This is a genomic window from Marinobacterium maritimum, from assembly GCF_039523155.1.
Taxonomy (GTDB): domain Bacteria; phylum Pseudomonadota; class Gammaproteobacteria; order Pseudomonadales; family Balneatricaceae; genus Marinobacterium; species Marinobacterium maritimum.
In genome coordinates this window covers 123,699-136,864 of record NZ_BAAAET010000006.1, presented here as the reverse complement: position 1 = coordinate 136,864, position 13,166 = coordinate 123,699, and the positions used below count along the sequence as shown (strand labels likewise).

Genomic DNA, 13,166 nt, shown 5'->3' with positions numbered 1-13,166 from the left:
AATCAAGGAGGTGAATTCTACATCAGAAATTTTATTGATTTCAAGAACTTACTTCCTTCTCATTTGAGGCTTCAGCGTTTCGCGAACCCTGTCGTCTCAAGCGAGGAGGCGTATTCTACGCATCCCCGAGGAGGAGTCAACGTCTTTTTCGAAATTATTTCATATCCGTTTCACGCAGCACCATAACCGAGCAGTGTGCCCGCTCCACTACCTTGGAGGTAACGGAGCCGATCAGGATATTTTCAACCCGCGTGTAGTTATGGCTGGGCATCACGATCAAATCGGCCCCGACCTTCTCCGCCAGATTAATGATTTCACGTGCGGGGCTGCCTTCTGCAATATGTTCGTGACAGTGCTTCACACCCGGTACGGCCTGTTGCACCAGTTGATGCAACTCTTTCTGCAACCCATGCAACGCCTTTTCGACGGCATCATCCGGAAAGTATGCCGCGACCATCGGCATGTTCAGTCCCGGCAATACCGCCATCACATGCAGCTCAGCCTCATCACCAGCCAAAAAGCGACCGGCTTCCAACAGGGCCTTCTGTGCAGTTTCCTTGTCCTGCAGATCGACCGGCAACAGTATTTTATTGTACATATCTCCTCCTAAGTCGCTGCCTGTTGACGACGACGGCGCAGCTGTAACATTGCCAGGCCGGCCAGCAGCGCCAAAGCCGGAATGACCATCCATTGCTTGTCCGGACGATCGGCTTCCCGCTCAATACCCAGGATCTGCCAATCGAAGTCCAGCCCCGCGTCTTGAGCCGGACTGCCAAAGCCAACCAGCTCTACAATCACCTGGTCGTCATTTATAGCGAGCGTCAGGCCTGCATCAGACAACTTATCTGCCCCTGTCTGCCCTTCGCCCAACGGCAACCGCACTAGCTTTTTGACCATGTCACCATCGATGGTTATCCCTTCTGCCAGCAGCATCAGGTGCCCACCTGGCACCACCTCGGCAGCCAACTGCTCAATCTGTTGTGGCGGCGAGGTTACGATGGGCGGATAGATCTCGTCCCACCAGAATCCGGGACGAAACAGAGTGAAGGCAACCAGTAATAACAACAGGGTTTCATACCAGCGGCTCTTCACCAGCCAGAACCCTTGTGTTGCTGCGGCAAAGATCAGCATCGCGGTCACGGCGGTTGCAATGGTGATCAGCAGGTGTGGAATGCTTTCGATACCGATCAGCAACAGCTCCGTATTGAAGATGAACATGAACGGCAGCACCGCGGTACGAATGTCGTAGGTAAAGCCCTGCACACCGGTACGGATAGGATCAGAGCGAGCAATAGCCGCAGCCGCAAAGGCCGCCAGCCCTACCGGGGGGGTGTCATCAGCAAGAATACCGAAGTAGAACACGAACAGGTGCACGGCAATCAGCGGCACGATCAGCCCCTGCTGCGCACCCAGAGTCACGATCACCGGCGCCATCAACGTGGATACGACGATGTAGTTGGCAGTGGTCGGCAGCCCCATCCCCAGGATCAGGCTGATCGCCGCCGTAAACAGCAACATCAACATGATATTGCCGGCCGAGATGAACTCGACAAATTCTGTCATCACCAGACCAATGCCGGTCAGGGTTACTGTACCGACCACGATGCCGGCGGCTGCCGTTGCCACCCCGATGCCGATCATGTTGCGTGAGCCGGTCACCAGGCCATCCAGAAGATCACAGAAGCCCGCCTTGACCCCATCGCCAAACTTCTCCCCACCCGAACGGAACAGCGCCTTCAGCGGCTTGTGCGTCAGCACGATCGCGATCATGAACACCGTCGCCCAGAACGCGGACAGACCAGGCGAGAAACGCTCCACGGTCAGACACCAGACCAGCACGAACACCGGCAGCAGATAGTAAAGGCCGGATTTCACAGTCGGTCCCGTCCTGGGCAGCGACACGAGCTCTGCATTGGGATCATCCATCTGCAGTTCGGGGTAGCCTGCCGAGTAACGCACCAGCAGAATGTAAGACAGCAGAATAATACCCGCCATCAGCCAGTAGCTGGCATTGCCCAAATACATCTTGGTCCAGCCGAAACCGTAGTAAAGGCCCAACGACAGCAGGCAGACACCCACAATGATGCCGCACCAAGTCGCCAGTTTCTGGGCCAGGGTACGACCTTCATCCGGCTTGGGCAGTCCCTGCATGCCCGCTTTCAGGGCTTCAAGATGAACGATGTAGATCAGGGCAATATAGGAGATCAGTGCCGGCAGGATGGCATGCTGGATCACCTCGATATAGGAGATACCGACATATTCCACCATCAGGAACGCCGCGGCCCCCATGATCGGAGGCGTCAGCTGGCCATTGGTCGAGGCTGCCACCTCCACCGCCCCCGCCTTGTAGGCCGGGAAGCCAACCCGCTTCATCAATGGAATGGTAAAGGTGCCCGTGGTCACCACGTTGGCTATTGAAGAACCCGAGATCAGCCCGCTGAGACCGGAGGAAACCACAGCGGCCTTGGCTGGACCGCCTCGCATATGGCCCAACAGCGAGAAAGAGACCTGGGTGAAATAGTTACCGGCACCCGCTTTCTCCAGCAAAGCGCCAAACAACACGAACAGGAATACGAAGCTGGTTGAAACGCCTAACGCAACACCGAACACCCCTTCGGTGGTGAGCCACTGATGCGACATCGCCTTGGCAAGACTCGCGCCCTTGTGCGCGATGACATCCGGCATGTAAGGGCCGGCAAACGTATAAAGCAGAAATACCGCAGCCACAACCATCAACGGCGGCCCCAGTGCACGTCGGGTCGCTTCGAGCAACAGCAACATGCCGGCCACCGCCACGACAATGTCAGCTGTGGTCGGTGCCCCAGCGCGTGTCGCCAGCTGATCTTCGAACAGCACCAGATAGGCTGAGGCGAAAGCACCTCCGAAGGCAAATAGCCAGTCGTGCCAAGGAATCTGGAAACGAGGCGAACTTTTCAGCGCCGGATAGGCGGTGTAGGCCAGAAAGATAGCGAATGCCAGGTGAACGGACCTGGCCTTGGAGTCATTGATGACGCCGAAATCGAAAATGAAGGGCAAGGGCGACGCATACCAGAGTTGGAACAGTGCCCAGGCAAGGGCAACTGCCCAGAGCAGTTTGCCTGGCAGTCCCCTGGGCGTACGCGCGCCACTGTCAGACTGGGCGACCAGTTCTTGAATGTCGTCGTTCGTGGTTTTGTAGGCTTCATCCTGAGACACGGCGAACACCCTTCAGCAGAAAAGAAAACAATGGGGGTGCAGCGCACCCCCGCGCAGAGCCCGCTTAAAGCAGACCAACTTCCTTGTAGTACTTCTCGGCACCCGGATGCAGCGGCGCTGTCAAAGCATCACGCACCATCTCTTCTTTCTTGAGGTTGGCAAAGGCCGGGTGCAGCTTGCGGAAGGTATCGAAGTTCTCGAACACCGCCTTGACCACGTTGTACACCACTTCGTCCGGCACCTTGGCCGAGCTGACGATGGTGGCGCCGACACCAAAGGTTATAACGTCATCGGGATTACCACGGTACATACCACCAGGAATGGTTGCATGGCGGTAATAGCTGTTATCGACAATCAGCTTGTCGATATCGGCATCGTCGGCCGTTACCAGAACACTGTCACAGGAAGTGGTTGCTTCCTTGATGGCACCGCTGGGGTGCCCGACCACATAGACCATCGCATCGATCTTATTGTCACAGAGCGCGCTGGCCTGTTCGGATGCCTTCAGCTCGGATGCAAGTGAGAAGTCATCCCGGCTCCACCCCTTGGCCTGCATCACCACCTCGATAGTGCCACGCTGGCCGGAACCGGGGTTACCGATATTGACTCGCTTGCCCTTGAGGTCATTGATGACCTTGATCCCCGAGTCAGCCCGTGCCACCACGGTAAAGGGTTCTGCATGCATAGAGAATACGGAACGCAAATCCGGGTTAGGTCCCTGATCCGTGAAAGTGTCAGTGCCGTTGTAGGCATGGAACTGCCAGTCAGACTGGGCCACGCCGATATCCAGCTCCCCTGAACGGATAGTATTGAGGTTGTAGACGGAACCACCGGTGCTCTCAACGGAGCAGCGGATACCATGTTCAGCACGGTCCTTGTTCACCAAACGACAGATTGCACCGCCGGTGGGGTAGTAAACGCCGGTCACACCGCCGGTACCGATCGTGATAAAACTTTCTGCTCTGGCCACAGAGGTCGCTACCAGACCACTCGCCGCTACAGCGACTGCCATTGCAGCAGAGATCAACGTCTTGTTCAGTGCCATATAGAACTCTCCTTTTTTCAACTCAGAAAGGCTCCGCCACTCAATCACCGAGCCGGTTCAGAATTTCAGTATTAGCCAGGCTCATGTCCTCTTCAACTTTTCATCGGGATTTTCCTGTAAAAACGGTGACATAGATCTGTAGTAACTGAACACGACCAGTCTCATCAGCGTCATCCAATTCCGCTATAGTGAAATCAAATGCAGCTGGTGGAAGGAGCCGAAATGTATAACCTGCCTGATCTGGAAGCGCTTCGCGACTTCAATGCCATCGCCGTACTGACCAGCGGAGGTGACTCTCCCGGCATGAACCCGGCGGTACGTGGTGTCGTACGTGCGGCGCTGAATAACGATATCCAGGTGTACGGCATCCAGCGGGGTTACAGCGGCCTGCTGGCCGGAGACCTTCGCGTGATGACCTCTGCCTCGGTACGCAACATCGTGCAGCGCGGCGGCACCATTCTGAAAAGTGACCGTTGCGAGGCGTTCAAGCAGAAGGAGGTGCGCCAGCAGGCAATCGAGGTACTGGAGCAGAACGGGATCGATGCATTGGTCGTAATCGGCGGTGACGGCTCGCTGACCGGCGCCCATCTGCTGGCCGAAGAGAGTGACCTGGCCGTGATCGGCCTGCCCGGCACCATCGACAACGACATTTTCGGCACCGAGGACACCATCGGTTTCGACACGGCGGTCAATACCGCGCTGGATGCGATCGACAAGATCCGCGACACCGCCTCCTCCCATGAGCGTCATTTTCTGGTCGAGGTGATGGGCCGCAACTCCGGCTTTCTGGCCACCCATGTCGGTATTGCCGCCGGCGCCGAGATGGTGATCGTGCCGGAGTACGAGGTTCATATCGAACAGCTGGGGCAGCAGCTCAGCGCAAGCCGCCGGGAAGGCAAGGGCTCCAGCGGCATCATCGTGGTAGCCGAAGGCCAGGAACCGGGACTGACCTACCGCCTGGCGCAGCAACTCAAGCAGCAGGGAGAAGAGCCCAGAGTCTGCATTCTGGGACATATCCAGCGCGGCGGTCGCCCCAGCGGCCATGACCGAGTGCTGGCCTCCAGCTTGGGTGCCATGGCGGTCAGCTACCTGCTGGCCGGCTACAGCGACATCATGGTCGGGGTAGCCGATGGCGCCATTGTCGATGTGCCTCTGGACAGCGTCATCCGTTACCGCAAGGGGCTGGATCCCAAACTGTTCGAACTTGCCCTGCTGCTGCACAAGTAACCTGGAGAGCCGCGATGCGAATGATCGTTCGCCTGTTCTTTCAGGGCCTGCTGATTCTGCTGCCGGCCGTCATCACCATCTATCTGGTGTACGCCATCTTCACGGCACTGAACAACACCCTGTTCAGTGCCCTGAGCAGCCTGCTCCAGCAGCTGTTTCCACAGCTGCAGTCTGGACTGGCCACCACCCTGCTGGCGATCGCCTGCACCCTGGTGATGATCACCCTGACCGGCGCCCTGGCATCCCACTTCATGGGCCGCTTCATTCTCGGCAAATTCGATCAGCTGATGAAGCGGGTTCCATTGGTCAAATTGCTGTACAACGCCCTGCGAGACCTGTTCCAGGCCTTTTTGGGCGAGGACAAACGGTTCGACAAGCCGGTACTGGTGAGTCTGAGCGAAAACAGTGAAGTGAGGGTTGCCGGCTTTATCACCGCCGAGGATCTGTCCCATTGGGGACTGGAGCAGGAGGTAGCCGTCTACCTGCCCCAGTCCTACAACTTCGCCGGCAACCTGATCATCGTGCCGGCCAGCCTGGTCACACCGCTGCAACAGCCAGCTGGTGAGGTCACGACCTTCATCGTCAGCGGCGGCGTGTCCACACGCAGTGAAAACAACGATTCTTAGCCGAAGCGATCCGCGACGAAGGGATTGGTCTGCCGCTCCATACCGAAAGTGGACATGGGGCCGTGGCCTGGAATGAAGTCTATCTCGTCACCGAGCGGGAACAGCTTCTCGCGGATGGAACGGATCAGCGTAGCATGGTCGCCACGGGGAAAATCGGTGCGGCCGATGGAGCCCTGGAAGAGCACATCACCGACCAGCGCCAGTGCCGAAGGGCGGTGGTAGAACACCACATGGCCCGGCGTGTGTCCGGGGCAGTGGATCACCTCCAGCGTAACCTCGCCGAAGCTGACACGGTCGCCATCTTCCAGCCAGCGATCCGGAGTGAACACCTCCACATCGGGAAAACCGAACATCTCACTTTGCTTGGGCAGGCCCTCGATCCAGAACTCGTCGTCACGCCCCGGTCCCTCGATGGTCAGCTCCAGCTCACGGGCCAGGGCAGCCGTGCCACCGGCATGATCGATATGGGCATGGGTGAGCAGAATCTTTTCCAGCTCGACACTCTCTTCAGCGACGGCGGCCTTGATCCGCGCCAGATCACCACCAGGATCAACTACGGCGGCCTTCATGGTCTGCTCACACCAGAGGAGGGTGCAGTTCTGCTGGAAGGGGGTTACGGGAATGATGCGATATTTCATAGCTGCCCAAAGATTCTGTAACGGTTTGCCCCAGTATATCGGCCCTCAGGGCCAAAAGTCAGGTCTTGAAGCGGTTGATCTGTTCCTGCAGACCTTGCGACAATTGCTGCAGCTCCTCGCCGCTTGAGGCCACGGTATTGGCCGCCGCTACGGTGCTCTCGGATGCCTGAGTAATGCGCAGCAGGTTGGCATTCATCTCCTCCGACACCTGACTCTGTTGCTCGGCCGCTGCCGCCACCTGGACCCCCATATCACGGATATGCGCCATCTGCTCGACGATGCGCGTCAACTCCTGCCCCGCATGCAGCGCCTTCTGGACACTTTCATCCGCCCCCTTCCGCGAATGCTCCATCACTTCTACCGCTTTCTGTGCCGCGCTGCGCAAGCGGTCATTCATGCTGCGGATCTCTTCGGTGGACCCTTGGGTACGCTGTGCCAGCTGGCGCACCTCATCGGCTACCACGGCAAAACCGCGTCCCGACTCACCGGCTCGAGCGGCCTCAATAGCTGCATTCAGCGCCAACAGGTTGGTCTGTTCAGAAATCGCCTGGATCTCCTCCAGCACCTGTCCGATCTGCACCGTATCACCTTCCAGTGCCTGGATAACCTCCGCAGCCGTCTCCACTTCACGTGCCAGCGCCTGAATGCGGTCCACGGTATCCTCGACATCATGATTGCCTTCGTCGGCTTCATGGTCAGCACTTTCGATGGCTGCAGCAGTTTCTCCGGCACTGCGCGCCACTTCATGTACACTCGCAGCCATCTCGTTCATGGCCGTAGACAGCAGTTCTGCTTCCTGAGCCTGAGAATCCAGTGCCACACTGGTTTCTTCGGCACTGCGTGCCAACCCTTCAGCACTGGACGACACCTGGTTGGCCGACCCGGCAATCTGGTGCACCAGATTCTTGAAGACCTCCAGTGTTTCATCGATGCGCTGACCCACCTGGCCCAGTTCATCACGCGTGTTGAGCTCGGTCCGGACTCTCAAGTCGCCCGCAGCCACCAGCCTCATCACCTCAGCAATTCGCTCCAGCGGACCAGTAATGGAACGACCCAGCGGGATGGACAGTGCCATCAGCACTATCAGGGCACCGACCAGCAGGACTCCCATATAGAGCACATTCCGATAAAAGGCTTCATCCAGGTCATTCACGTACACACCGGTCGCCACGACCCATCCCCAAGCATTATATGGCTTGGCAAGCGTAATCTTGGCCTGGGGCTCACTGCTGCCGGGATAGGGCCAACGGTAACTCAGCTGCTCAACATCCGTCCCGGTACCGACCAAAGCCGCCATCCGTGCAAAGATCGGCTGACCATCTGCCGTTTTCTTGTCCTTCAGCACCTGCCCGACCAGACCAGGATTCGCGCCATGAACAAGCATGCGCGCATCCGCATCCAATACGAAGAAATAGTCATTTTCGTTATAGCGCATGCTTTCCAGCATCTGTCGCGCGGTTTTCTGAGCATCCTCCAGGCTGACTTCACCGGATGCGACACGAGATTGCTGAGCCTGCAACAGCCCCTCAGCACTGTCCAGCAACGCATGCAGCTGGTTACTTCTTTCCACTAGCAGGGAGGCACGCGAATCAAAGAGAGACAGGGACGTGAGAATAACCAACATCAGGCTGGCAATCAGAACCAGCAGCCACAGCTTGGCTCGAACAGACAGGTTGCGTAAGGACATGGGGGCCACTCATTCAACTAAACAGTCAGGAATCGGATACAGACTAGCATAGTCATGGCTACATAAAAGCCCTTTAGGTTTACATGTTAAGCAGGGTAATCGTGATGCTGTTCACCTCCCTTTCAACCAGCGATCAAAGACCTTGTGGCAGCGCCGCTCGGCAGGCTTGGCATAAATGACCTCGGCCATCTCCTGCACGAGAGCCAGTTCTCGCCGACGCTTGAGTTGCACGACCTGCTCCAACTCCTCCAGTGCCGCCTTGAGTTCCGGATCGATGATGCACCGCAGCAGTTCAAGAAAGACATCAAAGTCATGGATGTTCCCCAGATTGCTGCCCAAAGGCTTGAGAAGACCGACCCATTTGGTCGAGGCATCGGGAAGCAGCCACTGCACCTGATACAGCCAGACCTTGACCCACTTGCGCCAGCGGTGAAGGGCTTTCACATCCGCCTCCATGATGGCCCGACGGCAGAGCTCCTGACTCTTGCAGCCGGTCCAAATGAGCCCTTGCTCCAAATGCCGGCGCCTGAACGCCGCCCAGTCGACAGACCTGATCGTAAGGTCAAGCAACTCCAGACTCTGGAGCGCCGCTTCCAGCGGGCACCCGTCAACCTCTGCAGCAACTGTCCTCAGGTGAATCTCGGCTTCAAGCGCCATAAGGGCACCCTCGGGCAAGCCGGGATCGATCTCTGCCAGCAGCGCCAGCATCACGGCCTGGTCCCTTTGCCCCGACAACGCTGATGCCACCGACTGGGTGGACTGGTGTAACTGAGCACGCCCATGCTTGCTCAGCCCCGGCTGTACCAGATACCAGAGAGCCCTGAGTCGTTTCATATCGACACGTGTCTGGTGAATGACTTCATCATGATCACTCAGCTGACCTGAGTGCCCCTGCTCCAGCCGCCACCGTACCTGACTGCTCAGGTCCATTGCACTTGTTCGAACGTCTTCTCCCGTCCTGTCTGCGCTCAGGGGGCGCTGTTGGCTCTTGTCTACCTCAGCAGACATGGCCCTTTAACCCCCTTCTCGTTCAACACTGACCTGAGGCTCTCCCTCAGCCATGACCCGGATCCGAACCGTCATAGGGCTGCAGCAGACCGTACAGTCCTCGCTGTACTCCTGCTCAGGCTCGGTCACATCCACGGTCAGGCTGATCGGCTCACTGCACCAGGGGCACATAAGCTCTACCACTTCCAAGGGGTTCATCAGAGATCCACCTCCGTTATTAGGCTTGTTCGGCTGACCTCGGCACTCTTCTGGTTACAGCATAGACAGTTAAGCTTCGAGTGCCTAAACTAGCCGCTGATTCTTGGTCGGGGTGCCCACTTGGATGGGCTGAGATGAGACCCGCTGAACCTGATCCGGTTGGTACCGGCGTAGGAAATCGAGATGACCGTTACTATCACTCCATGCTCACGCGTGGTCGGTGCGGTTTTCTCCCGTACAGGAGCATCCGCATGACACAGACACGCACACCCATCGCCCTCACCATCGCCGGTTCCGACAGTGGTGGCGGTGCCGGTATCCAGGCTGATCTCAAGGCCTTTTCCGCCCTGGGCGTCTTCGGTACCTCGGTGATCACCGCACTGACCGCGCAGAACACCCGTGAAGTGCGTGCCATCCACGATGTGCCAGCCGCCTTTATCGCCGACCAGCTCAATACGGTGCTGGACGATATCCAGGTCGATGCGGTCAAGATCGGCATGCTCAGCCGTCCCGAAACCATCACCACCATCGCCGCTATCCTGCGCCAGCGCGGGCTGAACAATATCGTGCTCGATCCGGTGATGGTGGCCAAAAGCGGTGACAAGCTGCTCGCCGACGAATCCGTCGATGCCCTGCGCCGCGAACTGCTGCCGCTGGCGACCCTGATCACGCCCAACCTGCCGGAAGCCGCCGTACTGCTGGCCTGTAAAGAAGCCGGTGATACAGAGGAGATGCAGGCCCAGGCAGCACAGCTGCTGGCTCTCGGCCCTCAGGCAGTGCTGGTTAAGGGCGGCCATCTGGCCGGCTCCGCCAGTGACGACAGTGCCGACCTGCTGCTCAGCGCCGACGCAACCCATTGGCTGCCGGCCAGGCGAATTGCCACCGCCAATACCCATGGCACCGGCTGTACCCTGTCGTCCGCCATTGCCGCCGGGCTGGCCAAGGGGCTGGATGTACAGACCGCCGTGACCGAAGCCAAGACCTATATCACGGCAGCCATTGCCGCGGCCGACCGGCTGCAGGTCGGTTCCGGCCATGGTCCCACGCATCATTTCCACGCCTGGTGGTAAGCCTTGGATATCCGGCTTGAGCAGGCCAGCCTGCACTGGCAGCATCACTGCGTATTCAGCGACCTGAACCTGACCCTGCCCAGCGGCCAGTGGACCAGTATTCTGGGCCAGTCCGGGGTCGGCAAAAGCTCGCTGCTGCAACTGCTGTGCGGCATCGCCGACGAAGCCGACATTTGCGGTGCAATCCACTGCAGTGACGGCCAGCCGCTGAATGGGCGCGTCGCCTGGATGGCGCAGCAGGATCTGCTGCTGCCCTGGCTGTCGGTGCTGGAGAACGTACTGCTCGCTGCCCGCCTGCAGCACGGCAAGGTATCCCCTGAACAGACCGAGCAGGCCCGCTACCTGCTCAGCCAGGTAGAACTGGCCGATCGGGCCAACGCTCGCCCGGCACAGCTGTCCGGCGGTCAGCGCCAGCGTGTCGCCCTGGCCCGTACCCTGTTTCAGGACCAGCCGCTGGTGTGCATGGACGAGCCCTTCTCGGCACTGGATGCGATCACCCGACTGAAGCTGCAGGACCTGGCCGCCGAGCTGCTCGCCGACCGCACGGTGCTGATGATCACCCATGATCCTCTGGAAGCGCTGCGCCTGTCCGACAGTATTCTGGTGCTGCAGGGCTCGCCGGCACGCCTGTCCGACCCGATTATCCCGGTTGGGCAGGCACCTCGTGCCGTACATGACGAGCAGGTACTGCAGCTGCAGGCACAACTGCTGGAGTTGCTGGCCGGAGAGGCCCTATGACCGCCCTGCTGCGTCCGATCGGTATAGCACTGGGCCTGCTGCTGAGCTGGCAGCTGGTGGTCTGGCTCACCGATGCCCCCCGCTTCATCCTGCCAGGCCCGCTGCTGGTATTCGACACTCTGGTCAGCCAGTTTCCGCTGTTGATGAAACATGCCGGCGTCACCCTGATCGAGATCCTGCTCGGCATGCTGCTGGGCACCGGGCTGGGTCTGATCAGCGCCCTGTCACTGATCACCTGGAGCCGGCTGCGCCGCTGGCTGCTGCCGGTGCTGGTGATCAGTCAGGCAATCCCGGTATTCGCCCTGGCACCGGTACTGATGCTCTGGCTTGGCTACGGCATGACTTCCAAGGTCGCCATGGCCACGCTGATCATCTATTTCCCGGTGACCGCCGCCTGCTTCGACGGCCTGCGTCAGACGCCCACCGGCTTCCTGCAACTGGCCCGCACCCTGGGCGCCAGCCGGCGCGCCCTGCTGCTGCAGATCCGCCTGCCCGCCGCTCTGCCCGCCTTCGGCTCCGGCCTGCGGGTGGCCGCTTCGGTGGCACCCATCGGTGCCGTAGTCGGCGAGTGGGTTGGCTCCTCAACCGGTTTGGGTTACCTGATGCTCAACGCCAACGCTCGCATGCAGGTGGACCTGATGTTCGCCGCCCTGCTGGTGCTCGCCGTGATGGCACTGGCACTCTATTTTTCCGTCAACCTGGTCGCACGACGACTCACCCCTTGGCTGGATGAGTCCACGTCGTCGGCAACCCGAGGTAATACTCCATGAAACGACTGACTGCACTGCTGTGCGGCTGCCTGCTGTCCGCTCAGGCACTGGCGGCCGACAAGGTCGAGCTGCTGCTCGACTGGTTCATCAACCCCGACCACGGTCCGCTGATCGTCGCCCAGCAGAAAGGCTACTTCGCCGCTCAGGGACTGGAGGTAAACATGGTGGAGCCGGCCGATCCGTCGATGCCGCCCAAGCTGGTCGCCGCCGGACAAGCCGACATGGCGCTGACCTACCAGCCGCAGCTGCACGTCATGGTCGGCGAAGCGCTGCCGCTGACCCGCGTCGGCACCCTGATCGCCACGCCGCTGAACTCGCTGGTGGTGCTGGACCAGGGTCCGATCAAGACCCTGGCCGATCTCAAGGGCAAGAAGGTGGGCTATTCGGTGGGCGGTTATGAAGAGGCCCTGATGCGCGCCATGCTCAAGCCGCACGGCCTGACCCTGGACGATATCGAGATGGTCAACGTCAACTGGTCACTGTCACCGTCCCTGATCACCGGCAAGGTCGATGCCGTGATCGGTGCCTACCGCAACTTCGAGCTCAACCAGATGGATATCGAAGGCCATCCGGGCCGTGCCTTCTATGTCGAAGAGGAAGGCGTCCCTGCCTATGACGAGCTGGTGCTGGTGATCAACAACAAGGACCGCGGCGACCAGCGCTTTACCCGCTTTGTGACGGCACTGGAACAGGCCACCCAGTACATCGTCAACCACCCGGATGACGCCTGGAAAGCCTTTGTCAGCTACAAGCCGGACGAGCTCAATACCGAGCTCAACCGCCGCGCCTGGGCCGATACCCTGAGCCGCTTCGCGCTGCGCCCGGCGGCACTGGACGAGGCCCGCTACCGGCGCGTTGGTGCCTTCATGCAGGAACAGGGCCTGACCAAGGGCAACCCGCCAGTGGCCGATTACGCCATCGTGCCCTGAGCACCGACAAGACAGCCTTGAGCCAACCGATATGG

Annotated in this window: 13 protein-coding genes and 1 riboswitch; of the genes, 6 read left to right on the top strand and 7 right to left on the bottom strand. The window is 59.4% G+C overall.

Going from position 1 to position 13,166, the window contains the following annotated elements; genetic code table 11:
- Positions 1 to 154 precede the first annotated feature (154 nt).
- The 3 genes from ABD013_RS17125 to ABD013_RS17115 form a co-directional block, all read right to left on the bottom strand.
- Positions 155 to 598, bottom strand: a complete 444-nt coding sequence (locus tag ABD013_RS17125; RefSeq protein ID WP_343808811.1) for a universal stress protein — start codon at positions 596 to 598, stop codon at positions 155 to 157.
- 8 nt (positions 599 to 606) lie between these two features.
- The gene (locus tag ABD013_RS17120) at positions 607 to 3,195 is read right to left on the bottom strand and encodes a TRAP transporter permease (protein WP_343808809.1); all 2,589 of its coding nucleotides are present in this window, start codon (positions 3,193 to 3,195) and stop codon (positions 607 to 609) included.
- Between the two features lie 64 nt (positions 3,196 to 3,259).
- Positions 3,260 to 4,240, bottom strand: a complete 981-nt coding sequence (locus ABD013_RS17115) for a TAXI family TRAP transporter solute-binding subunit (protein WP_343808807.1) — start codon at positions 4,238 to 4,240, stop codon at positions 3,260 to 3,262.
- A 222-nt stretch (positions 4,241 to 4,462) separates the two neighbouring features.
- Here ABD013_RS17115 and pfkA point away from each other — a divergent pair, with 222 nt between their 5' ends.
- Together pfkA and ABD013_RS17105 are read left to right on the top strand one after the other, a co-directional pair.
- Positions 4,463 to 5,467: a 6-phosphofructokinase gene (gene pfkA, locus ABD013_RS17110; protein WP_343808805.1), complete on the top strand. Its 1,005-nt coding sequence runs from the start codon at positions 4,463 to 4,465 to the stop codon at positions 5,465 to 5,467.
- Positions 5,468 to 5,481: 14 nt separating this feature from the next.
- Entirely contained in the window at positions 5,482 to 6,093 is a 612-nt protein-coding gene (locus ABD013_RS17105; RefSeq protein WP_343808803.1) for a DUF502 domain-containing protein, read from the top strand.
- Here ABD013_RS17105 and ABD013_RS17100 read toward each other — a convergent pair.
- From ABD013_RS17100 to ABD013_RS17085, 4 genes are all read right to left on the bottom strand, one after another.
- Positions 6,090 to 6,731, bottom strand: coding sequence for an MBL fold metallo-hydrolase (locus tag ABD013_RS17100; RefSeq protein ID WP_343808801.1), 642 nt, complete (start codon positions 6,729 to 6,731; stop codon positions 6,090 to 6,092). The genes ABD013_RS17105 and ABD013_RS17100 overlap by 4 nt on opposite strands.
- A 58-nt stretch (positions 6,732 to 6,789) precedes the next feature.
- A complete protein-coding gene (locus tag ABD013_RS17095; RefSeq protein ID WP_343808799.1) occupies positions 6,790 to 8,418 on the bottom strand; it encodes a methyl-accepting chemotaxis protein in 1,629 nt (542 codons plus the stop codon).
- A gap of 111 nt (positions 8,419 to 8,529) precedes the next feature.
- Positions 8,530 to 9,426 (bottom strand): CHAD domain-containing protein, encoded by an 897-nt coding sequence (locus ABD013_RS17090; protein WP_343808797.1) that lies wholly within the window; start codon positions 9,424 to 9,426, stop codon positions 8,530 to 8,532.
- A gap of 6 nt (positions 9,427 to 9,432) precedes the next feature.
- Positions 9,433 to 9,624 (bottom strand): zinc ribbon domain-containing protein, encoded by a 192-nt coding sequence (locus tag ABD013_RS17085; protein ID WP_343808795.1) that lies wholly within the window; start codon positions 9,622 to 9,624, stop codon positions 9,433 to 9,435.
- A 98-nt stretch (positions 9,625 to 9,722) separates the two neighbouring features.
- A riboswitch (TPP riboswitch) is annotated at positions 9,723 to 9,818 on the top strand.
- 57 nt (positions 9,819 to 9,875) lie between these two features.
- On the opposite strand from ABD013_RS17085, the gene thiD reads away from it, so the two are divergent.
- From thiD to ABD013_RS17065, 4 genes are read left to right on the top strand one after another with little or no spacing between them, the layout of a single operon-like run.
- Positions 9,876 to 10,694 carry a bifunctional hydroxymethylpyrimidine kinase/phosphomethylpyrimidine kinase gene (thiD, locus tag ABD013_RS17080; RefSeq protein WP_343808793.1) on the top strand — a complete coding sequence of 273 codons (819 nt, stop codon included), beginning with the start codon at positions 9,876 to 9,878 and terminating at the stop codon, positions 10,692 to 10,694.
- Between the two features lie 3 nt (positions 10,695 to 10,697).
- The gene (locus ABD013_RS17075) at positions 10,698 to 11,432 is read left to right on the top strand and encodes an ABC transporter ATP-binding protein (protein ID WP_343808791.1); all 735 of its coding nucleotides are present in this window, start codon (positions 10,698 to 10,700) and stop codon (positions 11,430 to 11,432) included.
- On the top strand, positions 11,429 to 12,202 hold the full coding sequence (locus tag ABD013_RS17070) for an ABC transporter permease (protein WP_343808789.1): 774 nt from the start codon (positions 11,429 to 11,431) through the stop codon (positions 12,200 to 12,202). Before ABD013_RS17075 ends, ABD013_RS17070 begins: the two co-directional genes overlap by 4 nt.
- Positions 12,199 to 13,131, top strand: a complete 933-nt coding sequence (locus ABD013_RS17065) for an ABC transporter substrate-binding protein (RefSeq protein WP_343808787.1) — start codon at positions 12,199 to 12,201, stop codon at positions 13,129 to 13,131. Before ABD013_RS17070 ends, ABD013_RS17065 begins: the two co-directional genes overlap by 4 nt.
- Positions 13,132 to 13,166 lie beyond the last annotated feature (35 nt).